This is a genomic window from Rhodopseudomonas infernalis, assembly GCF_022271405.1.
GTDB lineage: Bacteria > Pseudomonadota > Alphaproteobacteria > Rhizobiales > Xanthobacteraceae > Rhodopseudomonas > Rhodopseudomonas infernalis.
In genome coordinates, this window is the sequence record NZ_JAJNAL010000005.1 from 1 (window position 1) to 24,991 (window position 24,991).

The 24,991-nt window shown below is 65.6% G+C and carries 23 protein-coding genes; 12 read left to right on the plus strand and 11 right to left on the minus strand.

All coding sequences use genetic code 11. From position 1 onward, the window contains the following. Nucleotides 1-28: 28 nt before the first annotated feature. The gene (panC, locus tag LPW26_RS05185) at nucleotides 29-880 is read right to left on the minus strand and encodes a pantoate--beta-alanine ligase (protein ID WP_238733218.1); all 852 of its coding nucleotides are present in this window, start codon (nucleotides 878-880) and stop codon (nucleotides 29-31) included. Between the two features lie 229 nt (nucleotides 881-1,109). On the opposite strand from panC, the gene LPW26_RS05190 reads away from it, so the two are divergent. The 4 genes from LPW26_RS05190 (at nucleotide 1,110) to LPW26_RS05205 (ending at nucleotide 4,756) form a co-directional block, all read left to right on the plus strand. Further along, a complete protein-coding gene (locus LPW26_RS05190) occupies nucleotides 1,110-2,033 on the plus strand; it encodes a division plane positioning ATPase MipZ (protein WP_238733219.1) in 924 nt (307 codons plus the stop codon). A gap of 281 nt (nucleotides 2,034-2,314) precedes the next feature. Next, nucleotides 2,315-3,142: an alpha/beta fold hydrolase gene (locus LPW26_RS05195; RefSeq protein ID WP_238733220.1), complete on the plus strand. Its 828-nt coding sequence runs from the start codon at nucleotides 2,315-2,317 to the stop codon at nucleotides 3,140-3,142. 101 nt (nucleotides 3,143-3,243) lie between these two features. Continuing rightward, the gene (locus LPW26_RS05200; RefSeq protein WP_238733221.1) at nucleotides 3,244-3,981 is read left to right on the plus strand and encodes a VWA domain-containing protein; all 738 of its coding nucleotides are present in this window, start codon (nucleotides 3,244-3,246) and stop codon (nucleotides 3,979-3,981) included. 52 nt (nucleotides 3,982-4,033) lie between these two features. Further along, nucleotides 4,034-4,756, plus strand: coding sequence for a DnaJ domain-containing protein (locus tag LPW26_RS05205; RefSeq protein ID WP_238733222.1), 723 nt, complete (start codon nucleotides 4,034-4,036; stop codon nucleotides 4,754-4,756). A 376-nt stretch (nucleotides 4,757-5,132) separates the two neighbouring features. Here LPW26_RS05205 and LPW26_RS05210 read toward each other — a convergent pair whose 3' ends face one another. Then, on the minus strand, nucleotides 5,133-6,866 hold the full coding sequence (locus LPW26_RS05210) for a serine hydrolase (RefSeq protein WP_238733354.1): 1,734 nt from the start codon (nucleotides 6,864-6,866) through the stop codon (nucleotides 5,133-5,135). 415 nt (nucleotides 6,867-7,281) lie between these two features. Continuing rightward, nucleotides 7,282-8,682, minus strand: a complete 1,401-nt coding sequence (locus LPW26_RS05215; protein WP_238733223.1) for a TadE/TadG family type IV pilus assembly protein — start codon at nucleotides 8,680-8,682, stop codon at nucleotides 7,282-7,284. Nucleotides 8,683-9,160: 478 nt separating this feature from the next. On the opposite strand from LPW26_RS05215, the gene clpS reads away from it, so the two are divergent. Further along, nucleotides 9,161-9,490: an ATP-dependent Clp protease adapter ClpS gene (gene clpS, locus LPW26_RS05220; protein WP_238733355.1), complete on the plus strand. Its 330-nt coding sequence runs from the start codon at nucleotides 9,161-9,163 to the stop codon at nucleotides 9,488-9,490. Nucleotides 9,491-9,701: 211 nt separating this feature from the next. After that, nucleotides 9,702-12,092 (plus strand): ATP-dependent Clp protease ATP-binding subunit ClpA, encoded by a 2,391-nt coding sequence (clpA, locus tag LPW26_RS05225; protein WP_238733224.1) that lies wholly within the window; start codon nucleotides 9,702-9,704, stop codon nucleotides 12,090-12,092. A 392-nt stretch (nucleotides 12,093-12,484) separates the two neighbouring features. Here clpA and LPW26_RS05230 read toward each other — a convergent pair whose 3' ends face one another. Next, nucleotides 12,485-14,533: a glycosyltransferase family 39 protein gene (locus LPW26_RS05230; protein ID WP_238733225.1), complete on the minus strand. Its 2,049-nt coding sequence runs from the start codon at nucleotides 14,531-14,533 to the stop codon at nucleotides 12,485-12,487. Between the two features lie 124 nt (nucleotides 14,534-14,657). Next, nucleotides 14,658-15,587, minus strand: a complete 930-nt coding sequence (locus LPW26_RS05235; RefSeq protein WP_238733226.1) for a glycine reductase — start codon at nucleotides 15,585-15,587, stop codon at nucleotides 14,658-14,660. Nucleotides 15,588-15,670: 83 nt separating this feature from the next. Between LPW26_RS05235 and LPW26_RS05240 the strand changes: the two genes are divergently transcribed. From LPW26_RS05240 to tsaA, 4 genes are all read left to right on the plus strand, one after another. Further along, entirely contained in the window at nucleotides 15,671-16,771 is a 1,101-nt protein-coding gene (locus LPW26_RS05240) for a transglycosylase SLT domain-containing protein (protein ID WP_406677036.1), read from the plus strand. Between the two features lie 127 nt (nucleotides 16,772-16,898). Next, complete coding sequence (locus tag LPW26_RS05245) at nucleotides 16,899-17,639, plus strand: AzlC family ABC transporter permease (protein ID WP_238733228.1); 741 nt, start codon at nucleotides 16,899-16,901, stop codon at nucleotides 17,637-17,639. After that, entirely contained in the window at nucleotides 17,636-17,980 is a 345-nt protein-coding gene (locus LPW26_RS05250) for an AzlD domain-containing protein (protein ID WP_238733229.1), read from the plus strand. The genes LPW26_RS05245 and LPW26_RS05250 overlap by 4 nt, the downstream gene beginning before the upstream one ends. Nucleotides 17,981-18,049: 69 nt before the next feature. Beyond that, entirely contained in the window at nucleotides 18,050-18,511 is a 462-nt protein-coding gene (gene tsaA / locus LPW26_RS05255) for a tRNA (N6-threonylcarbamoyladenosine(37)-N6)-methyltransferase TrmO (RefSeq protein WP_238733230.1), read from the plus strand. 102 nt (nucleotides 18,512-18,613) lie between these two features. Here tsaA and LPW26_RS05260 read toward each other — a convergent pair whose 3' ends face one another. The 4 genes from LPW26_RS05260 to LPW26_RS05275 form a co-directional block, all read right to left on the minus strand. After that, a complete protein-coding gene (locus LPW26_RS05260; protein WP_238733231.1) occupies nucleotides 18,614-19,042 on the minus strand; it encodes an HIT domain-containing protein in 429 nt (142 codons plus the stop codon). Between the two features lie 50 nt (nucleotides 19,043-19,092). Further along, nucleotides 19,093-20,322, minus strand: coding sequence for a GNAT family N-acetyltransferase (locus LPW26_RS05265; protein WP_238733232.1), 1,230 nt, complete (start codon nucleotides 20,320-20,322; stop codon nucleotides 19,093-19,095). An 87-nt stretch (nucleotides 20,323-20,409) separates the two neighbouring features. Beyond that, on the minus strand, nucleotides 20,410-21,162 hold the full coding sequence (locus LPW26_RS05270; protein WP_238733233.1) for a glycerophosphodiester phosphodiesterase: 753 nt from the start codon (nucleotides 21,160-21,162) through the stop codon (nucleotides 20,410-20,412). Between the two features lie 15 nt (nucleotides 21,163-21,177). After that, nucleotides 21,178-21,645 (minus strand): RidA family protein, encoded by a 468-nt coding sequence (locus LPW26_RS05275; RefSeq protein WP_238733234.1) that lies wholly within the window; start codon nucleotides 21,643-21,645, stop codon nucleotides 21,178-21,180. A 297-nt stretch (nucleotides 21,646-21,942) separates the two neighbouring features. On the opposite strand from LPW26_RS05275, the gene LPW26_RS05280 reads away from it, so the two are divergent. Then, complete coding sequence (locus LPW26_RS05280) at nucleotides 21,943-22,767, plus strand: cell envelope integrity EipB family protein (protein ID WP_406677081.1); 825 nt, start codon at nucleotides 21,943-21,945, stop codon at nucleotides 22,765-22,767. Between the two features lie 114 nt (nucleotides 22,768-22,881). On the opposite strand, the gene LPW26_RS05285 is transcribed toward LPW26_RS05280, so the two are convergent. Then, nucleotides 22,882-24,168 (minus strand): DNA polymerase IV, encoded by a 1,287-nt coding sequence (locus LPW26_RS05285; protein ID WP_238733236.1) that lies wholly within the window; start codon nucleotides 24,166-24,168, stop codon nucleotides 22,882-22,884. Further along, nucleotides 24,165-24,464 (minus strand): DUF3572 domain-containing protein, encoded by a 300-nt coding sequence (locus tag LPW26_RS05290; RefSeq protein WP_238733237.1) that lies wholly within the window; start codon nucleotides 24,462-24,464, stop codon nucleotides 24,165-24,167. Before LPW26_RS05290 ends, LPW26_RS05285 begins: the two co-directional genes overlap by 4 nt. A 142-nt stretch (nucleotides 24,465-24,606) precedes the next feature. Between LPW26_RS05290 and LPW26_RS05295 the strand changes: the two genes are divergently transcribed. Next, nucleotides 24,607-24,972 (plus strand): response regulator, encoded by a 366-nt coding sequence (locus LPW26_RS05295; RefSeq protein ID WP_238733238.1) that lies wholly within the window; start codon nucleotides 24,607-24,609, stop codon nucleotides 24,970-24,972. Nucleotides 24,973-24,991: the final 19 nt, after the last annotated feature.

Sequence of the window (24,991 nt, forward strand, 5' to 3'; positions counted from 1 at the left end):
GCGGTGGTTTTATCAAATGCAGAACAGTTCACACCGCGATGTTGTCGATCAGCCGCGTGGTGCCGATCTTGGCGGCGACGAGGAGGCGGATCGGGCCGTCTTTCAGGGAGCGCACCGGGGCCAGCGTTTCAGCGTGGCGGGCTTCGAGATAGTCTAGCGCGAAGCCGGCGCTGGAGATCATCTGGCTGCCGACCTTGACGGCTGCCTCGGCGCTCTTGCCGGCCTTCAGCAGCTTGGCCACTTCCTTCATGGCGCGGTACAGCGTCGGGGCGATCTGGCGCTGCTCGGGCGTCAGGTAGACGTTGCGTGAGGACATTGCGAGGCCATCGCGCTCGCGCACCGTCGGCGCGCCGATCACTTTGACGCCGGTGTCGAGATCGGCGGCCATCCGCGTCACCACGCGGAGCTGCTGATAGTCCTTGGAGCCGAAGATCGCGAAGTCCGGCCGGACCTGAATGAACAGCTTGCCGACCACAGTGGCGACGCCGCCGAAGAAATGCGGGCGGAAGCGATCCTCAAGGCCGGCCACGGCCGGGCCGTCGACGCCGATGTGGCTGGCGAAGCCCTCCGGGTACATCGCCTTCACGTCCGGATTCCAGATCAGGTCGACATTCTCGGCGGCGAGTTTGGAGGCGTCGGCCTTCCAGGTTCGCGGGTACGAACCGAAATCCTCGTTCGGCGCGAACTGCGTCGGGTTCACGAACACCGACACCACGACCTTGTCGGCGCGGCGTTTGGCGAGGCGCACCAGCGAGACGTGGCCGTCATGCAGCGCCCCCATGGTCGGGACCAGCGCCACCGACGCGTTGCGGCGTCGCAGCTCGCCGAGCGCGCGGCGGAGGGCGGGAAGGGTGCGGGCGACGACAGGCGGACGGGACATGACAACTCGCAAGGGATGATTGAAGCGACGGCGGGGCCATCAGGACTTCGATCTTATCAAACGATGTGTTCCCGCGCCAAGCCGAACCGGAATTTCGGCCTCCGGAACAACGGCTCACAGGGTTACGATTCATGATGAAGCGCGAACGGGATTGATCGCGCCGCGCGTCTACGCAATCTGCTTGACCGGCGCAGTCCGCCGCTTCGAAGATGTCCACAAAGGAAGAGTGATGCTGGTTCAGGCGACCCAGGCACAGTCCGGCTCGGCGCACGTAATCGTCCTCGGCAACGAGAAGGGCGGTTCGGGCAAGTCGACGCTGGCGCTGCACATCGCAGTGGCGCTGCTGAAGGCCGGGCAACGCGTCGCCAGCATCGACCTCGACTGCCGCCAGCAAAGCTTCACCCGCACTATCGCTAATCGCCGCAGCTGGGCGCGCCACGTCGGCGCCGATCTCGAACTACCGCGACATTGCTGTATCCGGCTCGGCGAGACCATGCAGGTCGCCGACAATGAGCAGACCGAGTTCGAGCAATTCGCCGAAGCGGTCGCGGCCGTCGAACAGACCCACGACTTCATCGTGATCGATACGCCCGGCGCGGACAGTTACCTGATGCGGCTCGCGCATTCGATGGCCGATACGCTGGTGACGCCGATCAACGACAGCTTTCTGGATTTCGACGTGCTCGGGCGCGTCGATCCGGCCACGCTCTCCGTGACCGGGCCGAGCCACTACGCCGCGATGGTGCAGGACGCGCGGCGCAGCCGGCGCCAGCTCGACGGCGTCGATACCGACTGGATCGTGGTGCGCAACCGGCTGTCGACGATGGCGTCGCGTAATACCCAGTTCGTCGGCGCCAGTCTGAAAGATCTCGCGCGGCAGATCGGCTTTCGGCCGCTTGACGGATTTGCCGAACGCTCGGTGTATCGCGAATTCTTTCCGCGCGGACTGACCGCGCTCGACGATCTGACCGAATCGACACTCGGCACCAGGCCGAGCATGGGCCATGTCACAGCCCGCGAGGAGGTCAGCGCGCTGCTTCGCCAGCTCAAGCTGCCGCTGGACGAGCGCGGCCGCCGCCGGGCCGCCAATCGCGCCGAATGGTTCGCGCAAGTCGATCAGCCGCTCGAACTACACGACATCGTCGGCGCGTAGCGCGCCGGTTCTGATCCCGGCTATCTCGTGCTTTGGTAGTGATGATCGAGCGGCAGCGAGAAATCGGTGCTGCGCGTCGGCTGTGCAGTGTGAGCAGATTCTCACCAGTCGCGCTCCGACAGGGGAAACATCCCGCTCTGTCGCGGCATTGTGCAGTTGCACAAGTCAGGAGCGGTATTCTCCTAATGTTTGATCTTCCTGTCATAGTGCGGTGATTTATAGTTGCTGCATCGGCCTCCGAGACCTCGGGCATGGGGATCGCGCCGAAACAGGGTGGACCAATGACGCGCGGAATAGTCGTTCTGCTCGCGCTGTGCCTCGTCTCAGCTGCAGCGTATTTCACCGCTTCGAAGTGGGCGATCCGTCATCAGACGTTGACCTTCTTCGACACCGTCCGGAATCGCCCGGTAGCGATTGATATCGCGGTCCGCCGCGACAAGGAGCTGCAGGCCGACGCCGGTCTGTTGGAGCTGCCGGTCGCGATCCTCAACCACGGCAACACAGTCCGCTACACCGAGTACTCGTTCCTCGCCAATCTGTTCGCCGCCCGCGGCTACATGGCGGTGAGCATCCAGCACGATCTCGACTCCGACGCTCCGCTGGTGACCAAGGTTGGTGAACCCTATGTCGGCCGGCTGCCGGTCTACGAGCGCGGCATTGCCAACATCGAATTCGCCGTGAAGCAACTCGAGAAGCTGCAGCCCAACGCCGATTACGACCACCTCACGATGGTCGGGCATTCAAATGGCGGCGACATCTCGATGTACTACGCCAAGCTGCATCCCGACCGGATCCGCAAGGTCGTCACGCTCGACAATTTGCGTGTTCCGTTCATGATCGACGGCAAATTCCGCATCCTGTCGTTCCGATCCCACGACCCGGTGTTCAGGCCCGATCCTGGCGTCGTGCCCGATCAGGCGGTCTGCGACAAAGCGGGCATTACCGTCGTCAACACCGGCTTCCAGCACACCGACATGAGCGATCGCGGCCCCGACGACGTCAAGGAATCGATCAGCAGCGCGCTCGACAAGTTCCTGGAGACCGAAGCCGGACGGCCAGTACCGGCGCGGGTCCGGCAGAATCCTGGCGCGATGGCACAGGTGCGGTGACGGCGCTGCTCTCTTCGGCTGCAGCCAGCGGCCGCAGCTGCCGGCATTGACCCTCCCGCTGCTGAACGCCACATAAGCCGCGTTCCACAACGCGAGCTTCGATGCCTCAGCATCCGACCAAAACCACACAGCAGACTCCCAGCGCGACCGCCGACACCGCGTTGCGGCCGAGCAATACGCCGGACGAGATCGCCGCGTTTGTCGCCAAGGCACGGGCGATGGCGCCCGGCACGGCGGGACGCGGGCGGCTGCTGTTCGCGCTTGACGCCACGATGAGCCGCCAGCCGACCTGGGACATGGCCTGCGCGCTGCAGGCCGAAATGTTTCGAGAAGCGGCAGCGCTCGGCAGTCTCGATATCCGCCTAGTGTATTTTCGCGGAATGAACGAATGCCGGGCCTCGGGCTGGATCTCGTCGAGCGACGAGCTGGCGCGGCTGATGGGCAAGATCGACTGCCGCGGCGGCCATACCCAGATCGGCCGGGTGCTGTCGGACGCGCGCAAGGAGGCCGTCGCCTCGGGGGTGCGCGCCATCGTCTTCGTCGGAGACGCCATGGAAGAATCGGTCGACGAGCTGTGCGCCAAAGCGGGTGAGCTCGGCATGCTGAAGGTGCCGGTCTTCATTTTCCAGGAGGGCGTCGATCCAGTCGCCGAAAGCGCGTTCCGCGAGATGGCCCGCCTGACCGGCGGCGCGTGGTGCCGATTCGACCCGGGCGCTGCGGCGCAGCTGCGCGAATTGCTGCGCGCGGCGGCGGCGTATGCGGCGGGGGGCCGTGAGGCGCTGCTGCGGCTCGCCCGGCAGGGCGGCGGCGCGGCCCTGCTGCTCGGCCAGATGAAATAGCCGCAGCGTCGCCGGCGGTGCATTTCGTCCGCTGGCAGCCTATATTGGCCTCATGCCTACGCTGATTGTCGGCGTCATCGCCGTCTTCGTTCTCTACACGCTGCTGCAGATGTTCCGTTCGGCGAATCCCGCCGTGCTGGCGCGTGCGCTCAAGGTCTCGGGCGGCATCGTGACGCTGGCGACCGCGCTGTTCATGGGCGTGCGCGGCCAGCTCGCGGTGGCGATCCCGCTTGGGCTGTTCGGTGCGGGTCTGCTCGGCTGGGCCCCCCTGAGCAATGCGGGCTTCGGCAATCTCGGTGGACTTTTCGGCGGACGGCGTTCGCCCGGACAGTCGTCTCAGGTCCGCTCTGCCAATCTGGAAATGACGCTGGATCACGAGAGCGGCGCGATCAGGGGCCGCATCCTGACCGGGCCGCAGGCCGGCCGCTCGCTCGACGAATTCGATCTGGCCGAACTCGCCGCGATGATGACCGGCTTCGACGCCGAGAGCTGCGCGCTACTTGAAAGTTATCTGGACCGCCGGTTTCCCGCCTGGCGTCAGAACGCGCAGAGCGGTGCGGCAGGGCGGCAGGGCAGCCAGTCGTTTGGCGGCAAAATGACGACCGAGGAAGCCTATGAGGTCCTTGGCCTGAAGCCGGGCGCGGGGCCGGACGAGATCGGGCGTGCTCATCGCACGTTGATGAAGAAACTCCATCCCGATCAAGGGGGGTCGACGTACCTTGCCGCCCGTGTAAACGCGGCCAAGGATACTTTGCTTCGCACGCATCGCAGCTAACTCCGGCAACGCAACTCTACGCTACAGACTGCGAGGGGCTTTTCTGTTCTCTGATTTGACGCCGACTGCCCGCCCATTCGGCGTGGCTGTTGTCGATGTTTTTATCGCGCAATGATTGACGAGTGGTTTCAAGCCGGGCGGTTCTCGGCGGCTCCCAGATGGGGCCCGCACAAACAAAAACGCGGCCGGGAAGCACCCGGCCGCGTCGATGGTGAGTTCAGGAGCCCAACTCCGTCTTTGCGAGGAGCACCCGGATCGGCGCTCCGTGCCGTCCGAGCACAGGCTCTGCGACGAAGCAATCCAGCTCAGTGTACGGAGCTGGATTGCTTCGCTGCGCTCGCAATGACTGCGAACGGCAACCGTCGCTGGCGACAGGTCAGTTTTTAATAGTGAAGCAGGAGATGTCGGAGCGCTTCAGCTTCTTGCAGACCGCTTCGGCTTCGTCGCGATCGAGGCCGGCGAAGCGGGCGCGGTAGAGCTTGCGGTCGCCCTTTGCCACCACGGTCTCGGTGAACGGGTCGGCCTTGCCGAGCATGCCGCGGGCTTGATCGCGAGCGGCGTCGAGCCGGGCCTTGGCTTCGCTCTCGCTCTGCAGCGCGCCGACCTGGATGATCCAGCCGCTGTGGGTGACCGGCTTGATCGCGCCGTTCTGCTGCACGGTCGGCGCGGCAGGCTCGGCCGAGGCCATCGCCTGGGTGGTCGACGGTGCCATCCGGGAAGCCGGCAGCACGCCGAGGATGCCATTGCCGGTGCCATGGTTGGCGGGCTGCGGGAGCAACTCGGCCTTGGCGACGGCGGCGTTCGAGGTTTCGGCGATGTCACGGCGCGCCGCGGGGATCGTGTTGGTGACGGGCGGAGCGGCGACCGCAGAGGCCAGCTTGATCGGAGCGGATTTGACCTGGACGGTTTTGATCCGGACCGGCTTCATCGGCTCGGACGAACCGGGGTTCGGGACCAGCGCCAGCGGCTTTTCGAGCGACCCACTGTTGAAGGGGCCGGGCTCAGGTTTTTCGATGCGGGCCGCAGCGATCGGGGCGGCGGGGCGCGGTGTCGGCACGGCAACTCGAGATTCGATCTCGGCCGGCTCGGGCGCCGCCGAGGCGACCTGGATGGCGCCCTGGTTCTGCACCGCCACTGGGGTCGGCTTCGGCGTCGGCGTATCGTCGGCAACCTCGATGTCGCTCTGCGACGGCGAACGCTCGGTGATCGCCGCGACGGTGCGGCGGGTCGCGCCCTTGTCGAGGTTTTCGGCCAGCAGGTTGCGCATGATGGCGTCGCGCGAGCTGCCGCTGCGGCCGCCCAGCACCACGCCGACCAGGAAGCGGTTGCCGCGATGCATCGAGGTGACGAGGTTGAAGCCGGAGGCGCGGGTGTAGCCGGTCTTGATGCCGTCCACGCCTTCCACATTGCCGAGCAGGCGATTGTGGTTGCGGATCGAAGCGCCACGATAGTTGAACGAGGCGGTCGCGAAGTAACGATAGTAACGCGGGAACCGGTCCTGAATGGCGCGGCCGAGGATCGACTGATCGCGAGCGGTGGTGACCTGGTCGTCGTTCGGCAGGCCCGAGGCGTTGCGATAGACCGTACGTGACATCCCAAGCGCGCGGGCCTTGCGGGTCATCAACCGGGCGAAATCGGTTTCGCTGCCGCCGACGGTTTCGGCGATCACCACGGCGGCGTCATTGGCCGAGCGGGTGACGAGGCCCTTGATCGCGTCCTCGACGCGCAGCGTCTGGCCGGGACGAAGGCCGAGCTTGGTCGGCGCCTGCGAGGAGGCGTGCTCGGACACTTCCATCTCGCTGTCGAGCGACAGCTTGCCGGCTTCGAGACGCTCGAACAACAGATAGAGCGTCATGATCTTGGTGAGGGAGGCCGGGTGGCGCAGCGCGTCCGGATTGGTCGCGGTCAGGGTGGCGCCGGTATTGGCGTCGACGATGATCGACGCGAATGCGGGGTTGTAGCTGCTGCGCTCGACCTTGTGCCGGTGGTGACGGTGTTTCCGCCGGGCATCAGCCGTGTCGGTGGTGGCGATGACCGCGGCCGAGATTGTGGCCAGGCCGAGTACGCAAACCCGCAGGAGACGCGAGCTGACATGGATGTTGCGGTGCATGAACGTCCCCGTCCGATCTTTCATCAATCACCGGACCGTGAGGCGAAATTATGCCCAACACGGCGGCAGTGCTGTCCATTCGGCCATTAAGATCAGCCGCGGCAGCTCGACCGACGTTCGTCGAGATGATGGTCGAGATTAAGCAGCTGAGCTGACGCGGCTTTTCCCCAAGGGCGCGAACGATCAGAGGGAGAGGTTAGGAGAGGTGCGTTTCGAAAACGTTAAGCATCCGTTGCGGCGATGCCGCAGTTTTTCGATGAATGCAATCTATGCGCGTATTTCATAGAGCTTCCATGCACCGCTGCGGCCGGCTCTGGCGACCTCGGCGGGGGGCAGGCCGAGCTAGCCTCGATTCGTGACGGATGTCCGCTCGCGTACTGAGGGGGGCGCCCAAGCGCCGACAATCGACCGAAGGCTATTTGGCGATCCGGAGCTTGGACAGCGAGCTGCCGATCTGAGCGAAAGCTGAGCTGATGCCCGAAGCGGTTGTGGTGGCAAAGAAGTTGCCGCTGTCAGCGCAGTAGCGCAGGATCGCCGATTCAGGATCGCCACCTGTATTGACCTGGATGGTGTAGATCACGGTCCGCGAGGTGTTGGTCGCCGAAGCCCGGATGTTGTCGCAGAGCAGTTTCTGCCGCGCGTCGATCTGGCCGTTGTATTGCACCTGACCGTTTCCGTAAGACGGCCAGCGGTCCATGGTGTTGAGGCCGTCCGACAGCAGGATGATGGCGTCGGTGTATTTGAAGTTGGAGTCCTTGGCGGGGGTGTTGAGCGGATTGCCGGTCTGCAGCGACAGCCAGGCCCAGGCCATGCCGATCGGCTGGTTGGTGCCGCCGTTGGCGGTCAGCGCGTCGATCTTGCCCTTCAGCGTGGTCGCATTGTCGGCCGAATAGACCGACGTCATCGGCACGATCTGCGCCGGGCAGACCGTCGAATTGAGCAGCGCATAGCGCGCCGGAAACCGCGTGGCGTTGCTGGTCGGCGCATCCTTGGTGGTGTCGGCCGGCTGGTCGCGATCGGTGACGCAGCCACGCCAGTTGTTGGTGGACATCGGCGTCCAGGTGCGGCCGGCGTTCTGGCAGTCTGTCCGATTGTCGTAGCTTCGGTAGTCGTTCCGATAAGTTGTGCAACTCCCTTCATTTTCGTTCCAATCGTCCCATTTCAGCCAATCCGCGCCCTTGTTGCTGACGCCGACATTGACCATGTGGGCGAACGGAATGATCGATATGTAGACGTCGTCCGCGCTCTGAGCGCTGGCGCGGAGGCTCTCGATGAGGTTCTTGGCGGCGGTCTTCATCGTCGGCAGCTTGTCATCATATGCCATTGATCCGGTGACATCGAGCGCCATGGCGACCCGCAGCCGCGTTCCGCCCCAGGTTGCGGTCGAGGTGCTGCCGATGCCGAGAGTTGGAAATCCGAACAGGTTCATAAAGTCGGTGCCGACGGTGCCGCCGCCCGTCAGCAGAATGGTCGACGAGCCGGTGCTGTCCTTCGCGGTGTAACTGGCCGTGACAGTGACGCCGGTCGCTTCGGTGTTGGTGTAGAGGCTGGTGAAATAGGTTTGAGCTTTCGCCGTCACCTGGGCGGCGGTGATCGCGCCCGAAGACAGATCTCGCGACACCATCAAGGCCGCCGAATCGAGCGCCGCCTGCATAGCGGTGCGGGCCTTGCTGGCGCGCGAGTAGTCGATCGCCGCGCCAACGAAGCCGAGGATCGGCAGCAGCGAGATCGCGAACAGGACGGCGACATTGCCGCCAGAGGCGCGCCCGAAGCGGCGCGCGATGCTCTCTAATCGGCCAGGAGATCTTAACGACATGCGACACCCGAAGGTAAGGAATTGCCGCAATCTCCAGTTGAGGCCCTGAACGTCCGGTAAATCCGACCTCAGAAACTCCCTAAATTACGTGACAAATGCACTAGGTCGTCTGCGATAGTGAATTCCCCGATAACAGCGAAATCGAAATTCGGTGGACCATCGCAAGACGGCCTTAACGCTTGGCGCCTGCTGCGCCGCCGGAAGGTTGGAAGACCTCCGGAATCTCCACGCTTGCGGCGCACCGCCACTCGACCCATATTTGCGGTACCCGATCATTGTCGGGGATCGGGCCGCCGGGGTGGCGGACAGCCGGAGCTGAATCGTCGATCACAATTTGTGCGCGTTCCGGTTCCGGTGAAATGAGTTCCGTGGGGATTCGAATACCTGAGCCATGCTGCAATCGAATGTATCGAACGACTACGCTGACGCATCCGCATGGCCAACCGCCCGCGGGTCAAAGCCGCGCCGCACGACGGTGATGGCCGGCGACGGCGGGCGGTCCGGGTCGGGCAACCCGACCACCTCGGTCATCACCAAGGTCAAGCCGAAGACGAAGCGGCCCAACCTGTACCGCGTGCTGATCCTCAACGACGACTACACGCCGATGGAATTCGTCGTGCACGTTCTGGAGAAATTCTTCCAGATGGATATCGAAGCCGCCACCAAAGTGATGTTGCATGTTCACCATCACGGTATCGGTGAGTGCGGTGTGTTTACCTACGAGATCGCAGAGACGAAAGTGACGCAGGTGATGGACTTCGCCCGCAAGCACCAACATCCTCTGCAATGCGTGATGGAGAAGAAGTAGGGGAGTGAAGTCGCTGAACGAAGAGTGGCGCTCGATCTCGGAACGGCTCTTGCATTGCTCTGAAAGGCGGGTTTTCCCGGACTCGCCTGGTGTCTGCCCGACGAAAAGGAACAGGTCTTTCGGCGACGGGTTGTGACACTATATGTCGTAAGGTTGTTGTTGCGTGACGATGCAGCGGCGATCATGATGAGCGGGGGACACAGAGGACGAGATGCCGACATTTTCGCAAAGCCTTGAACAATCCCTCCATCGCGCGCTCGCCATCGCCAACGAGCGACATCATCAATACGCGACGCTCGAGCATCTTCTGCTCTCACTCGTCGACGACTCCGACGCCGCCGCCGTGATGCGCGCTTGCAGCGTCGATCTCGACAAGCTGCGCGCCAGCCTCGTCAACTACCTGGAAACCGAATTCGAGAACCTCGTCACCGACGGGTCCGAAGACGCCAAGCCGACCGCCGGCTTTCAGCGCGTGATCCAGCGTGCGGTGATTCATGTGCAGTCGTCAGGCCGCGAAGAAGTGACCGGCGCCAACGTGCTGATCGCGATCTTCGCCGAGCGTGAAAGCCACGCCGCGTACTTCCTGCAGGAGCAGGATATGACGCGCTACGACGCGGTCAACTACATCAGCCACGGCATCGCCAAGCGTCCGGGCGTCTCCGAGGCGCGACCGGTGCGCGGCGTCGACGAGGAGACCGAAGCCAAGGGCGGCGAGGACTCCAAGAAGAAGGGCGATGCGCTCGAGACATATTGCGTCAACCTCAACAAGAAGGCGCGTGACGGCAAGATCGACCCGGTGATCGGACGCAACTCCGAGATCAACCGAGCGATCCAGGTGCTGTGCCGCCGGCAGAAGAACAACCCGCTGTTCGTCGGCGAAGCCGGCGTCGGCAAGACCGCGATCGCCGAAGGCCTCGCCAAGCGCATCGTCGACTCGGAAGTGCCGGAAGTGCTCGCGGCCGCCACGGTGTTCTCGCTCGACATGGGCACGCTGCTGGCCGGCACACGCTACCGCGGTGACTTCGAAGAGCGTCTCAAGCAAGTGCTGAAGGAGCTCGAGGCGCATCCGAACGCGATCCTGTTTATCGACGAGATCCACACCGTGATCGGCGCCGGCGCGACCTCCGGAGGCGCGATGGATGCCTCTAATTTGCTCAAGCCTGCTCTGGCTTCGGGCAGCATCCGTTGCATGGGCTCGACCACTTATAAGGAGTATCGGCAGCACTTCGAGAAGGACCGCGCGCTGGTGCGGCGCTTTCAGAAGATCGACGTCAACGAGCCCACCGTCGAGGACGCGATCGCGATCCTCAAGGGCCTCAAGCCGTATTTCGAGGACTACCACAAGCTCAAGTACACCAACGAGGCGATCGAGTCGGCCGTCGAGCTGTCGTCGCGCTACATCCACGACCGCAAGCTGCCGGACAAGGCGATCGACGTGATCGACGAGTCCGGAGCTGCGCAGATGCTGGTGGCGGAGAACAAGCGCAAGAAAACGATCGGCATCAAGGAAATCGAAGCCACCGTCGCGACCATGGCGCGGATTCCCCCGAAGAGCGTCTCCAAGGATGACGCCGAGGTGCTCAAGCATCTCGAGACGACCTTGAAGCGCGTAGTGTTCGGCCAGGACAAGGCGATCGAATCGCTGTCGGCGTCGATCAAGCTGGCGCGTGCCGGCCTGCGCGAACCGGAGAAGCCGATCGGCTGCTATTTGTTCTCCGGCCCGACCGGCGTCGGCAAAACCGAAGTCGCCAAACAACTGGCGTCGTCGCTCGGTGTCGAGCTGCTGCGCTTCGATATGTCGGAGTACATGGAGCGGCACACGGTGTCGCGACTGATCGGTGCGCCTCCCGGCTATGTCGGCTTCGATCAGGGCGGCTTGCTGACAGACGGTGTCGATCAGCATCCGCACTGCGTCGTGCTGCTGGACGAAATCGAGAAGGCGCATCCGGATCTGTACAACGTGCTGCTGCAGATCATGGATCACGGCCGGCTCACCGACCACAACGGCAAGCAGGTCAACTTCCGCAACGTCATCCTGATCATGACCACCAACGCGGGCGCGGCGGATCTCGCCAAGCAGGCGTTTGGGTTCACCCGTAACAAGCGGGAAGGCGATGACCATGAGGCGATCAACCGGCAGTTCGCGCCGGAATTCCGCAACCGTCTCGACGCGATCGTGTCGTTCGCTCATCTCAATGCCGACGTCATCGGCATGGTGGTGGAGAAGTTCGTGCTGCAGCTCGAGGCGCAGCTCGCCGATCGCGACGTCACGATCGAGCTGACCGACGAGGCCAAGGCCTGGCTGGTGCAGCATGGCTACGACGAGCAGATGGGCGCGCGGCCGATGTCGCGCGTGATCCAGGAACACATCAAGAAGCCGCTGGCCGACGAAGTTCTGTTCGGTCAGCTCAAGGGCGGCGGCCACGTCAAGGTCGTGCTGGTCAAGGACGAAGCGGTCGCCGGCGTCGAGCTGGAAAAGATCGCCTTCGAATTCCTCGACGGCCCGGTCACGCCGAAGCCGGAGGACCTGCCGGGCGCCAAGAAGCGCGGCAGCTCCCGCAAGGCCAAGCCCCGCGCCAAGGATCGGGTCGAAGAAGCCTGATCGCGGCGAGCGAGTGGTGAGTTAGCAAAGGCCGGCGAGCGATCGCCGGCCTTTTTGTTGCGCCCCAACTACGCGGCGCCGCTGTGCGCCGGGTCAGCGCGCGCCGTTCAACGGGTTGCATCCGATTGGTGCGCCGTCATGCCCGGACGTCCCGGGCATCCACGCAGACCTTCGTTCGGAGGCAAGACGTGGATGGCGGTGGACGAGCCCGGCCCTGACGGGGGGAAGGCATTTGCTGCGCTCCTCAGCGTAAGGGCTTGGGCGATCACCTCTCCACCCGTCATTGCGAGCGAAGCGAAGCAATCCAGACTTGTGCACTGAGCTGGATTGCTTCGTCGCTTCGCTCCTCGCAATGACGGACGTGACGTTGCGATTGTTGAAGGCGCGCTTTGCTAGTTCGCTGCTGGCGGAGTGGCAGGCGATGAAGGTCCCGCCGGCGCGGGCTTTGCTGATACAGATGGGGGAGCCTGCTGCGCGTCCGCAGGCTCAGAGGGTTGCGCAGATGAGGGCACTTCTGCCGCGGGCGGGGTCACCGGTGGTGCCACGGCCGCGGGTCCCTGCACCGTCACGCCCTCGGGCGGGATCATCGCCCAGCCGTAGGCTTTGAGTTTGCCGCGGCCGAGCGGCAGCACCATGGTGCCGAACACCGGCGCAACCTCGCCGAGCGCGGCGCGATAGGGCGGCGGCAGCTCGTCAGTCCGGGCGAATTCGTCGGTGGTCCACACCACCAGCGTGCCGGACTGTTTCAGCCGCTGCGGACTGATCCACGGGCTCTTGGCGACATCCGCGTCGATGAACACCGATGGCCGCGGCGAGGCGTACAGCGCCACGAACCCGGCTTGCCGCGCGCTGCCGGTGACGATGTCGAGCTGCCGCGTGGTGCGGCTCTTCCACACCGCCTGCATGGCATTCGACAGCGCGCGCGTCGGATAAAGCTCGGTCGGCAGCGGTCCGCTGCCATAGGCGCGGCTGTAGATCGAGCCGATCGCGACGAACGGCGCGCCGACCAGCACCAGCAACCATAGAACGACCGCGAGCCGGGGCGCGCGCAGCGCGAACTGCGGCGGCAGCAGCATCAGGAGGGCGAGCCCCGACAACGCCGCCAGCGCGCTGCCCGTGGTGGCGCCGATGCTGAACCACCCGACCACGCTTCCGAGCGCGACCAGCAGCGACGGCCCGAAGGCGGCGGCGAGGATCAACGAGCGGTCGAAGCCGCTCGGCGCTTGCAGCGTCAACTGGGCCGGCTCCCCTTGCAGCGGCAGCCGGGGCAGGGCGGCGAGCACGGCGAGCCCGATCAGGCCGAGATGCAGACCTACCTGCCCCGACAGGAAGCCGAACGCGGCGACGATCCGTGCGCCGACGCCCTCCGCCGTGGCGGCGCCGGGCTGCGCCAGCCACAACAAATGCGGCGTCAGCACCGCGATGGCGAGTGCTGCCGCAAGCACCGGGCCCGGGGTGAGTACCTGCCGGCGGCCCTCGGGCGTCAGCAGCAGATGCGCGACCAGCACCAGAATCAGCGCGAAGCCGGCGTGTTCGGCATTGCCGAGCAGGCCGCAGACAAGGCCCAGCGCAATCCACGGCGCCCGAATCGTGCTCAGCACGGCGCGCCGATACAACGCGACCGCCGCGACGCTCAGCGGCAGTGCCGCGATGGCCGGATCGTAGCCGAGGATTTCGGCGCCGAAGCAGCCGATCAGAATGGTCAGCGCGACCGCCAGCGTCGCACCGCTGCGGCCGATCATGCCCGCACCGAGCCGCCACAGCAGCAGCAGCGCCAGCAGCGCCGAGCCGATCGACAGCACGATCTGCGATCCGGTCCAGCCGCCGGTGATCAGCGCCGCGATCTGCGTCAGCCACGGCGCCAGCGGCGGATCGCTCCACGGGCCGGTCGGCCATTCGTGGCCGCGCAGCGCCATCTCGTAGCCGACCGCCGGCAGGCTCGGAAAGCTGAACGCCGCGACGAACCAAAGCCCGCCATAGATTCCGAGGATCCACAGCAGCATCCGCCGCGGCTCGTTGCGCGCAATGTCGAGTACCGCGTCGCAAGCCCGCAGCGCCAGCCCTGGCGTGGCGGCGGGCTTCGGCTCGGACGGCTGCACGGATGCAGGCAGCGCCGGCCGTTGCACGGATTTGACCGTCGCTTTCCGCGCGGGAGCGGGGCTTGGTTGAGGTGGCGCGGGACGCTTCACAGCCGCCGCGGCAGTGTCGCGAACAGGTGGCGGCGCAGCGGACGGCGAGACAGCGGACGGCGACGGCGCAGCGGCCGGCTCGGAGTCCACGGTGTCCGTCGCCGCGGGCTTTCCCACCGGTTGCGGCTTGCCGTGATGCTTCTTCTTCGGCCGCCGGGTCTTGGGCTGCTTGCGCTTGATGGCCGTCGTCCTCTGCAGACCGGCGACGCAGCCGCGGGCCGGATCGTGGATCAGACCGACGTTGTAGTGCATCCGGGCGGCGAGGCAATTGCCGGAAAGGCGACATGCCGCGGACAGACACAGGGCGGGGAAACGACCCTGCGCCGAGCACGAGTTGGATTGTCCCGCCTCGCTCGAAACGACGGGGACGGATTGTTTACTCCGCGTTTTCGCGCAGGGTCCGGGCGCGCTGTTTTTGGGCGTCGAACTCGGCGCGGCGCTTGGCCAATTCCTCGGCGCTGAGATTGGCGACGTTATTGTAGTCGCGCTTCCACGACGGATCGTCGCGCCAGCGCAGCGGGGATTGCACCGTGGTCTGCGCAGCCGGCGCGGTTTCGAGCACGCGCAGCGCCAGTTCGAGCGTGAACGCCTGCGACGCCGGGTCGTGCGGCTTGCCGGCGGAATTGCCGAGCGGGAAGTCGCTGAATAGGAATCGCGGCACCGCGGCGTGTTCGACGATGTCCTTGGCGCAGCCCATGATCACGGTGGCGATGCCGTTTTGTTCGAGATGCCGCGCGACCAAGGACACGGTCTGATGGCACACCGGACAGTTCGGCACCAATACCGCCGCATCGACGTTGTCGGCTTTGCAGCGCGTCAGGATCTCGGGCGCGTCGGTGTCGAGGGTGACGCGGTGGCTGCGATTGGTCGGGGCGCCGAAGAAGTTGGGCGCCAGCTGCAAGCGGCCTTGGTTCGCCAGCCGCCGCAGCTCCGGCAGTGGAAACCAGCTGCCGCTGTCGGTGGCGGTGGTGTGGATGCGATCGTAGGCGATATGGGAGATCCGCAGATCGTGATCGGACGCGGTGTCGCCGGCATAGACCTGATAGAACTTGGCGCCGCCATTATACGGCGCGCCGGGGCCCTGATCGCCTTTCGCCGGATCGTACGGCGCCGCGGTGGTGATGAGCGCGACGCGCGACTGGGCCAGCGGCTTCGACAGCGGCTGGAACGGCGCGCCGACATGATGCGCCCAGCGATACGGCGCGTCGTAGCCGATGGCCTGATAATAGGCCCGTGTCCGCGCCATGTAGGCGATCGGCACGTCGTCGTCGGCAGCAAAGGCGGTCGTGTCGGGCTGGTCGGCCATGATAGGATCTGCGTTGAAGGGGATGACCGATTGCACCTCCGGCGACCAGCCTTGTCAACACGCGCGACGATACGGGACGCGGCATGAGACTGCGCGGAGTTCGAAGTTTGCGCCGGCGCGCGGGGCTTGCGGTGTTGTTCACGGCCGCCGCCATCTCGTTGGTGCGTGCGGAAGATGCGGCGCCTGCCAAGCCCGTTGACGCACCCGCGGCCGAGAGCACGCCGGCCAAGCAGCCGGAGCCACCGGCTTCCCCATCGCCGAGCCCGGAGGCGGCCAAGCCTGAGGCGAACAAGCCCGAGGCGGCCAAGCCCGAGGCGACCGATCCGAAGGCGAGCGATAAACCGGCCGAGGCGGCCAAGCAGGAGCCGGAGAAGCCAGCCGATCGCGACACCCGCGAGTCGATCTGCCTGATGATCGAATCCGCCGCCAAGGCGCACGATCTGCCGCTGGAGTATTTTGCGCGCGTGATCTGGCAGGAGAGCCGGTTTCAGCCCGACGCGGTCGGGCCGGTGACGCGGAACGGCAAGCGCGCGCAGGGCATCGCGCAGTTCATGCCCGGCACCGCCAGCGAGCGCAGTCTGCTCGATCCGTTCGACCCGGTGCAGGCGTTGCCGAAATCTGCCGAATTCCTCAACGAGCTACGCGGCCAGTTCGGCAATCTTGGTCTTGCTGCGGCCGCTTACAATGCGGGGCCGCGACGCGTGCAGGAGTGGCTCGCCGGCACCGGCCCGATGCCGCAGCAGACCCGGTCTTATGTCTATGCGATCACCGGCACCACGGTGGACGATTGGGCGGCGGCGGGGCGCAATCCCAAACAGCCCGACACCAAGGCGAACACCGACTGCAAGACGCTGATGGCGCTGCTGCGCCGCGCGCCAAATCCGTTCGTCGCGCAGCTCGAGCAACGGGTGAAGCTCGGTGCCGACAAGCCGTGGGGTGTGCAGCTCGCGGCCGGCTTCAACCGCGACCGGGCGCTGGCAATGTACGCGCGGGCGATGTCGCGGCTCAGCGCGGTGATCGGCGAGCACGATCCCAGCCTGTCGAGCTCGGTGTTCCGCAGCCGCGGCACGCGGCCGTTCTATCAGGTGAGGATCGGCGCCGAGACACGGCCCGAGGCCAACGAGCTGTGCAGCCGGATCCGCAAGGCCGGCAGCGCCTGTCTGGTGCTGCGCAACCGCGGCTGATTGCAGCGAGACATGCGATTCGCTCATGCGCCTCGTCGTTCGACGGCGCGGCGGCCCGTCGATAGAGTGCGCGCGGCGCCGCACGGTGCCGGATTCGCCGACAGGCCTTAAAGGATGCTGCTTTCCAATGGCGCTCGCTTCGCTCGATTCCGCGCAATGGATGAGTCCGGGCCGTGCCTATCTACAGGGCGTCCGCGCTGTCGGCTCCACCGTGCTGACGCTGGTGCTGTTTGCGACCTATATCGGCATCGGCGCGCTGGCGCATGACAGCCGCTTCAGCCTCGGCTGGGTGCTGCTGAGCACGCTGCTGGTGTGGGCCGGGCCGGCGCAGATCATCCTGATTTCCTCGCTCGGCTCCGGCGCGACCGTGCTGCAGGCGGCGATCGCGGTGACGCTCAGCGCGATCCGGCTGTTTCCGATGGTGGTGTCGGTGCTGCCGCTGATGCGCACGCCGAGCACCAAGCTGCGACAGCTGATCGTGCCGGCGCATTTCGTTGCGGTGACGATGTGGGTCGAGTGCTTCCGGCTGCTGCCGCAGGTGCCGCGCGAGCGTCGGATCCCTTTCGCCATCGGGCTTGGTAGCGGGCTGGTGTCGGTCTGCCTGATCGCCAATGTGATCGGCTATCTGCTCGCCGCCAACCTGCCGCAGCTGTTCGGCGCCGCCGTGCTGTTGCTGACGCCGCTCGCGTTCCTGCTGTCGACGGCACGCAACTGCCGCGAGATCGCCGACATGGTGGCGCTCGGTCTGGGCGTGCTGCTGTTTCCGGTGGTGGCGTATTTTCAGACCGGCGTTGACGTGCTGATCAGCGGCGTCGCGGCGGGCACGATCGCCTATGGGGTGCATCGCTGGAAGGCGAGGCGGGCATGAGCGGCTTCATCGGCGATTGGCACGCACTGCTCGTGCTGGTGCTGGCGGGTTTTCTGCCCAACGAGATCTGGCGGATGGTGGGCCTTTGGCTCGGCGGCGGCATCGACGAAGGCTCGGAACTACTGATTTGGGTCCGCGCGGTGGCGACCGCGATCCTGGCCGGCGTGATCGCGCAAATTCTGGTGTTTCCGCCCGGCGCGCTGGCGAGCGTGCCGTGGGGCCTGCGCTACGGTTCGGTCGCGATCGGCCTGATTGCCTTCATGGCGACCAAACGCTCGATCCTGATCGGCGTCGTGGTTGGCGAGGCGGTGCTGATCGCCGGGCAGTTTGCGCTCGGCTGAGTCTTTTGCCGCGGTTGCCGGGCGCCGCCAGATGGCTACGCTGCGCGATCACTGCGAACGGATATGCAGATGACCAATTACGACGAACTCCGCGACGGCGAGATCGCCGTCACGCCGCCGCCGCCGACCGATGCCGGTCTGGTGTTCATCGGCCGCATCCGCACGCCGTGGACCGCGCGCGGCCAGACCCCCCGCCAGGGCAGCTTCGATGGGCCGATCTGCCGGCTCGAGATTTTCGAACCGTGGACGCAGGCGCTGGCCGGCCTCGATAAATTCGAGCAGGTGCAGGTGGTGTACTGGCTGCATCAGGCGCGGCGCGACCTGGTGCTGCAGCGCGGCCACGGTCACGACGGTCCGCGCGGCACGTTTGCCTTGCGTTCGCCGGTGCGGCCCAATCCGATCGGCATCTCGGCCGCCGCGCTGGTCGGTATCGAAGGCGCAACCGTGCTGGTTCGCGGCCTCGACTGCCTCGACGGCACCCCGCTGATCGACCTCAAGCCGGACAGGTGCGTGCATTCGGTGGTGAAGTAACCGATCTGTCGTCATTGCGAGCGAAGCAATCCAGCCCGGTGCACTGAGCTCCTGGATTGCTTCGTTCGCTCGCAATGACGGGGAGAGGCGGGTGCAGTTTAATCAGCTGGTCTGCAGCGCCGTCTTCAGCTTCTCGGCGTTCGCTTCCAGCACCGCCGTCTCTTCTTTCCGACTCGCGGGCGGGAGCATCGCGACGCCGTCGTGGCGCGGCATCACGTGCATGTGCAAATGGTACACGACCTGACCGGCGGCCGGCTCGCTGAACTGCTGCACGACGATGCCGTCGGCATCGAACGCCTTCATGGCCGCCGCGGCGACCTTGTGCGCGGCGCGGGCGACGTGGGCGAAATCCTCGGCGGTGATGTCGAGGATGTTGCGCGCCGGGGCCTTCGGGATCACCAGCGTATGGCCGGGCACCCGCGGCATGATGTCGAGGAAGGCGAGCACGTGCTCGTCCTCATAGACCTTGTGGCACGGGAATTCACCGCGCAGGATCTTGGCGAACGGGTTCTGGGGATCATAGGCGGTCATGGCGACTCCGGCGATTTTCGGCCGGACTTTCGCCGCGACGCGCGAAGCGGTCAAGCCGGATCGGTGTCCTTGCGGAACGGGCCGGCCTCGGTCAGTTCGCGGCCCATCTCGTCCACGTACATTCGCTCGCGCTTCAGATAATCGGCGATGGCGCGGCGCAGCGCCGGATCCGCGATGTAGTGCGCCGAGTAGGTGGTCTGTGGCAGGTAGCCGCGGGCGACCTTATGCTCGCCCTGGGCACCGGCCTCGACCACCTTGAGGCCGCGCGCGATCGCGAAATCGATCGCCTGATAGTAGCAGACCTCGAAATGCAGGAAGGGGTGGTGCTCGACCGCGCCCCAGTGCCGGCCGAACAGTGTGTCGCCGCCGATGAAGTTGATCGCGCCGGCGACCCAGCGGCCGTCGCGCTTCGCCATCACCAGCAGCACGTCATCGGCCATGCTCTCGCCGATCAGCGAGTAGAACGCGCGGTTGAGATACGGCCGGCCCCATTTGCGCGAGCCCGTCTCCATGTAGAACTCGAAGAACGCATCCCAGGCATCCTCAGTGATGTCGGCGCCGGTGAGGTGATGGATGGTGATGCCGTTGGCCAGCGCATCGCGGCGCTCGCGCTTGATCGCCTTGCGGTGGCGTGAGTTCAGCGTGGCGAGGAAATCGTCGAAGCTGCCGTAGCCGGCGTTGTGCCAGTGAAACTGCTGGTCGGTGCGCTGCAGGAAACCCTGTTCGGCGAGAAAGTGCCATTCCGACTCGCGCGCGAAGGTGACGTGGGCGGACGACGCCTCGCTCAGCTTGCACAGCGCGATCAGGCCACCCGACAATGCCGCAGCGACTTCGCCGGCGTCCTCGCCGGGGCGGATCAGCAGACGAGGGCCGGTCGCGGGCGTGAACGGAACCGAGGACTGCAGCTTCGGATAGTAGCTGCCGCCGGCGCGCTCATAGGCGTCGGCCCAGCCGCGGTCGAACACGTATTCGCCCTGCGAATGCGCCTTCAGGTAGCAAGGCACGATGCCGACGATCCGCTCGCCCTGTTTCGCGAGCAGGTGGCGCGGGCCCCAGCCGGTCCGTACGCTGGCCGATTTCGAGGTCTCCAGCGCGGAGAAAAACGCGTGCGAGGTGAAAGGATTGTAGGCGGCTGCCGACGTCGTGCAGGAGGCGGTTGACGCGTCGGATGAAGGCGCGGGCGGTGCGAGCGCGCCGCGGGCACAGGCGTCCCACTCCGCCGCCGGAACGGCGTCGATCGAGGGGACGGCTTCGAGCGTGATGTCGGACGAACGGGTCAATCAGCCGGACCGGTCACGGGTAATGAGGGCAACAGCGTCATCGCCTGAGATTGGGCAATTCGCGCACGCGGCGCAAGGGTGTGGCGATCACGGTTCCGGAACGAAGCCTTCGAAGATCATCTGGTCGGCCTGTGCGGCCGCGCGAACGCGTTGCTCCGGTGTGCGAACGGTCCAGGCTAACAGCGCGCAGCCGAACAGGTTTCGGGCGATCCAAGGCGCGGGGGCGGGGAGGTCGTCGATCCGGTAGGCGACGAAGTGCGGCTGCGTCCGCAGGCCATGGCGCAGCGCTTCCATCGGCCTGCGCCGGGCCTCATCGAGCTTGGCCCAGTAGGAATCGTCGTAGCGCCGCTCGGCAGTAATCCCGCGCGGCAGGTCGGGCGACAGCTGGCGCAGCGCCAGCACCTGGTCGGGATCGAACGACATCGCCGCGACCGGGCCGCGATAGGCGGCGAGCACCTCGATCAAGCGGGACGCGAGTTTACGGTCGCCATCGAAATGGCTCTTCAGCTCGATCACCAGCGGCACGCGGCCGGCGACGAGATCGCACAGATCTCCGACCGACATCATCCGCTCGGGCGTATCCTTGAACGCGACCTGGCGCAGCTCGGCGGCGGTGAGCGAGAGCAGCGGCGCATCGCCCTCCGTCAGGCGGCCGAGGTTGTCGTCGTGATGCACCATCGCCTCGCCATCGGCGGTGAGCTGGATGTCGACCTCGATGGCGAAATTGCCGGCGATCGCCGCATGGACGGCCGCCGGCATGTTCTCGAGCACGCCGCGGGCGCGGTCGTGCAATCCGCGATGCGCGACCGGGCGTGCGGTCAGCCAGTCGGGAGCGCGCATCGCATCAGGTCCGGATCAGGCGACTTCGAACAGGCCTTCGACCTCGACAGCGGCGTCGGCCGGCAGCGAGGCGACGCCGATCGTGGTGCGGGCGTGGCGGCCCTTGTCGCCGAACGCCGCGACCATCAGGTCGGAGGCGCCGTTCATCACCTTCGGGCCATCGGTGAAGTCGGGCGTCGAATTGATGAAGCCGCCGAGCCGGACCACGCGCACCACCTTGTCGAGATCGCCGAGTGCGGCCTTGAGCTGCGCCAGCAGGTTGATCGCGCAGCCGCGCGCCGCGGCGTTGCCGTCTTCGATGCTGACATTGGCGCCGAGCTTGCCCTTGGCGATCAGCTTGCCTTCGGTGTCGAAGCAGATCTGGCCGGACACCACCAGGAGATTGCCGGTGCGGACGAAGCCGACGTAATTGGCGACCGGGCTGGTAGGTTCAGGCAGGACGATTCCCTGCGCGGTCAGTTTCTGCTCGATTGCTCCGGCCATCGCGGTCCCCATTATGTTTTTCAGACGTCGGTTCGTCGTTTGTTAGTCATGCGTCCCGGCCGGCGGCGCGACCGGGCGCACCTGTTTGGCCGATTGCGGCAATTCTGGCAAGCAAGCCGCCGCGCGCGCGATCAGCCAGGTTTGATGCGAATTCGTCCGCGATTTCACCGTAATCGAGTGTTCCTTCGATGGCAGCTGTTGCGGCGGTTCGGGCCGCTGCCTATCCTCAACCGAGGTTCCCACGGAGACGACATGCGCAAGCTACCCCAGACGAGCCTCCGCTTCACCACGCTGGCGATGACGATGCTCGGCGTTGCCGCGCTCGGCACCGGATCCGCTGCTGCCGCTGGTCCGAACATCAGCTTCCTGCCGCATCAGGCGCTGTACGAACTCAGCCTGATGAAGACGCGCAACAACGCGTCGGTGAGCACGGTGCGCGGCCGCATCCTGTACAATTTCTCCGGCAATGCCTGCGAAGGCTACACTTCGGATTTTCGCCAGGTGTCGGAGATCGAGAGCGGCGAGGGCAAGAACACGCTGAGCGATCTGCGCTCGTCGAGCTGGGAAGACGCGGCCGGCAAGAGCTATCGCTTCAAGATCGATACCAAGATGAACGACAGCGACTCCAGCGACGTCGACGGCGTCGCCGAGCGCACCGGCGACGCCATCACGGTGAAATTGAAGCAGCCGGTGCAGAAGACCTTCACGCTCGATGGCAAGACGGTGTTCCCGACCGAACAGATCGAACGCATCATCGCCGCGGCGCGCGACCGCAAGTCGCTGCTCGAGCTGCAGGTCTATGACGGCTCCGACGGCGGCGAGAAGGTCTACAACACGCTGACGGTGATCGGTCAGCCGATTCCGGGCGATCGCTCCGTGACCAATCCCGACCCGTCGACCGGCGAGGCGTCGATGAAATCGCTGACCCGCTGGCCGGTGACCGTGAGCTACTACGACCGCAGCGCCAAGTCCGATACCGGCGAGCAGACCCCGGTCTACGCGATGAGCTTCGAGCTCTACGAAAACGGCGTCTCCCGCTCGCTCGTGCTCGACTACAACGACTTCGTCCTCGCCGGCGCCATGGGCAAGCTCGACGTCAAGGCGATGAAGCCGTGTAAGTAGTGCGGCTGATTCACTTCTCCTCCAAGGCCGTTCACCGTGTCCCGTACAAGGTGCCGGGCGAAAGCGCTGCGCAGCGTCCGGGGCACGGGCATTGCATCCGGGGCGGCAGCACGATTACTCCCGCGGCTTCTCCGGCCCCGTATAGCTCAATCCCCGGATCACCGCGGCGTTGCCGAACTTCTTCCGCAGGTCATCCATGGCGCGTTCGGCGGTGGCGGCGCGGCGGTCGAGGAGGTCGGATTCGTCGGCTTGCGTCTGATCAGTCAGCGCGCTGACGCCGGTGCCGATCAGGCGGAAGGCGGTGCCGTCGATCTCCTTGGCCAGCATCTCGCGCGAGATCGCGAAGATGCGGCCCGCCATCTGCGTCGGCGCGTGGATGGTCTGCGAACGGGTGCGCTGGCGGAAGTCGGCGGTCTTCAGCTTCAGCGTCACCGTCGAGCCGGCCAGCGTCGCACCCTTCAGCCGCGACGAGACCTTCTCGGACAGCCGCCACAGGATGCGCTCCAGCGTTTCCAGGTCGCGGATATCGGTGTCGAAGGTCGTCTCGTTGGAGATCGACTTGGCGCCGCGGTCCGGCACCACCTCGCGGGTATCGATGCCGCGCGCGAGCCGCCACAGCCTTCGGCCTTCGTCGCCGAACTGCCGCATCAGCTCGATCTCATCGGCCTTCTGCAGATCGGCGATGGTGCGGAAACCGCGCTGGCCGAGACGAGCCTCGGTGGCGGGGCCGACGCCGAAGATGAAGCCGACCGGCCGCGGCGCCAGCATGGCGCGGGCGTCGTCTTGCCCAAGGGCTGCGAAGCCGCGCGGCTTGTCGAGATCGGAGGCGATCTTGGCGAGGAACTTGTTGTACGACAGCCCGACCGACACGGTGATGCCGATGTCGCGCTCGACGTCGCGCGCGAACCGCGCCAGCACCTTGGCGGCGATGGAGCCGTGCAGCCGCTCGGTGCCCGACAGATCGAGAAACGCCTCGTCGATCGAAAGCGGCTCGACCAGCGGCGTCAGCTGCAGCATCGCCTGGCGGACCTCGCGGCCGACACGGACGTATTTGGCCATGTCGGGCCGCACCACGGCCGCCGACGGGCACAGCGCCAGCGCCTTGAACATCGGCATCGCCGAGCGCACGCCGTAGGTGCGGGCGATGTAGCAGGCCGCCGACACCACGCCGCGCTTGCCGCCGCCGATGATCACCGGCTTGTCGGCGAGGTCCGGATTGTCGCGCTTTTCGACGGTGGCATAGAATGCGTCGCAATCGATATGCGCCAATGTCAGGTTCGGCAGCTCCGGATGGCCGACCAGCCGCGGCGACCCGCACACGACGCAGCGCCGCGCGTCCGCCCCGCTGTCGGCGAAGCAGTCACGGCAGAAGCGCAGCGGTCCGCGCGGCAATTCGCTCACGGAATATCGCGCTCCCAGGGTTTTTCTTCCAGCGCCTGCAGTGCCGCCGCCACATTGGTCGGATCAAGATCGACCGAGCTTGCGAACGCCTTCACCGTCGCATCATCGCGCATGATGAACTGAAGCACGTTGACCAGGAACTGCGGATCGGCTGCGGATAGCCGCAGCGTCTCCGGGCCGATCCCGGTCTCGGCCAGGAACAAGCCCAGCCGTTCGGGGGCGGAGGCGATGAAGGATAGCGCCTGAACCGCTACGATTTCAGAAACTTGCCGCAGATTGTGAACGCGCTTTGGCATCGGGAATGTTTGCCTTTCCGTAACTTCTGGTCTCTATTTTATTCAATCATGCCCGAGTCTTGCATGGGGTAAGTGTGGCGGCCGGTCAAACCGCGCACTTGTCCCAGACCCGGGCATTCTCGTATCAGGATAGGAGGGCGGGATGGCCAAAACCGTCCTGATCGTGGAGGACAACGAGCTTAACATGAAGCTCTTTCGCGACCTGCTGGAAGCTCATGGCTACCAGACGTCGGGGACGAGCAACGGTTATGAAGCGCTCGACCTGGTCCGCAAGCTGCGTCCCGATCTCATCCTGATGGACATTCAGCTGCCGCAGGTGTCCGGTCTGGATGTCACGCGCTGGATCAAGGACGATCCAGAGTTGCGCCACATCCCGGTGGTGGCGGTGACGGCATTCGCGATGAAAGGCGACGAAGAGCGTATCCGCGAAGGCGGCTGCGAAGCCTATCTGTCGAAGCCGATTTCGGTGGGCAAGTTCATCGAGACGGTGCGCCGCTTCATCGGCTAGGAGCTTCATCGGTTAGGAG

Bases quoted from the DNA above. Each gene is read 5' to 3' on its own strand.
- panC (WP_238733218.1), bottom strand. From the start codon at position 880: ATGTCCCGTCCGCCTGTCGTCGCCCGCACCCTTCCCGCCCTCCGCCGC.
- LPW26_RS05190 (WP_238733219.1), top strand. From the start codon at position 1,110: ATGCTGGTTCAGGCGACCCAGGCACAGTCCGGCTCGGCGCACGTAATC.
- LPW26_RS05195 (WP_238733220.1), top strand. From the start codon at position 2,315: ATGACGCGCGGAATAGTCGTTCTGCTCGCGCTGTGCCTCGTCTCAGCT.
- LPW26_RS05200 (WP_238733221.1), top strand. From the start codon at position 3,244: ATGCCTCAGCATCCGACCAAAACCACACAGCAGACTCCCAGCGCGACC.
- LPW26_RS05205 (WP_238733222.1), top strand. From the start codon at position 4,034: ATGCCTACGCTGATTGTCGGCGTCATCGCCGTCTTCGTTCTCTACACG.
- LPW26_RS05210 (WP_238733354.1), bottom strand. From the start codon at position 6,866: ATGCACCGCAACATCCATGTCAGCTCGCGTCTCCTGCGGGTTTGCGTA.
- LPW26_RS05215 (WP_238733223.1), bottom strand. From the start codon at position 8,682: ATGTCGTTAAGATCTCCTGGCCGATTAGAGAGCATCGCGCGCCGCTTC.
- clpS (WP_238733355.1), top strand. From the start codon at position 9,161: ATGGCCGGCGACGGCGGGCGGTCCGGGTCGGGCAACCCGACCACCTCG.
- clpA (WP_238733224.1), top strand. From the start codon at position 9,702: ATGCCGACATTTTCGCAAAGCCTTGAACAATCCCTCCATCGCGCGCTC.
- LPW26_RS05230 (WP_238733225.1), bottom strand. From the start codon at position 14,533: ATGCACTACAACGTCGGTCTGATCCACGATCCGGCCCGCGGCTGCGTC.
- LPW26_RS05235 (WP_238733226.1), bottom strand. From the start codon at position 15,587: ATGGCCGACCAGCCCGACACGACCGCCTTTGCTGCCGACGACGACGTG.
- LPW26_RS05240 (WP_406677036.1), top strand. From the start codon at position 15,671: ATGAGACTGCGCGGAGTTCGAAGTTTGCGCCGGCGCGCGGGGCTTGCG.
- LPW26_RS05245 (WP_238733228.1), top strand. From the start codon at position 16,899: ATGGCGCTCGCTTCGCTCGATTCCGCGCAATGGATGAGTCCGGGCCGT.
- LPW26_RS05250 (WP_238733229.1), top strand. From the start codon at position 17,636: ATGAGCGGCTTCATCGGCGATTGGCACGCACTGCTCGTGCTGGTGCTG.
- tsaA (WP_238733230.1), top strand. From the start codon at position 18,050: ATGACCAATTACGACGAACTCCGCGACGGCGAGATCGCCGTCACGCCG.
- LPW26_RS05260 (WP_238733231.1), bottom strand. From the start codon at position 19,042: ATGACCGCCTATGATCCCCAGAACCCGTTCGCCAAGATCCTGCGCGGT.
- LPW26_RS05270 (WP_238733233.1), bottom strand. From the start codon at position 21,162: ATGCGCGCTCCCGACTGGCTGACCGCACGCCCGGTCGCGCATCGCGGA.
- LPW26_RS05275 (WP_238733234.1), bottom strand. From the start codon at position 21,645: ATGGCCGGAGCAATCGAGCAGAAACTGACCGCGCAGGGAATCGTCCTG.
- LPW26_RS05280 (WP_406677081.1), top strand. From the start codon at position 21,943: ATGACGATGCTCGGCGTTGCCGCGCTCGGCACCGGATCCGCTGCTGCC.
- LPW26_RS05290 (WP_238733237.1), bottom strand. From the start codon at position 24,464: ATGCCAAAGCGCGTTCACAATCTGCGGCAAGTTTCTGAAATCGTAGCG.
- LPW26_RS05295 (WP_238733238.1), top strand. From the start codon at position 24,607: ATGGCCAAAACCGTCCTGATCGTGGAGGACAACGAGCTTAACATGAAG.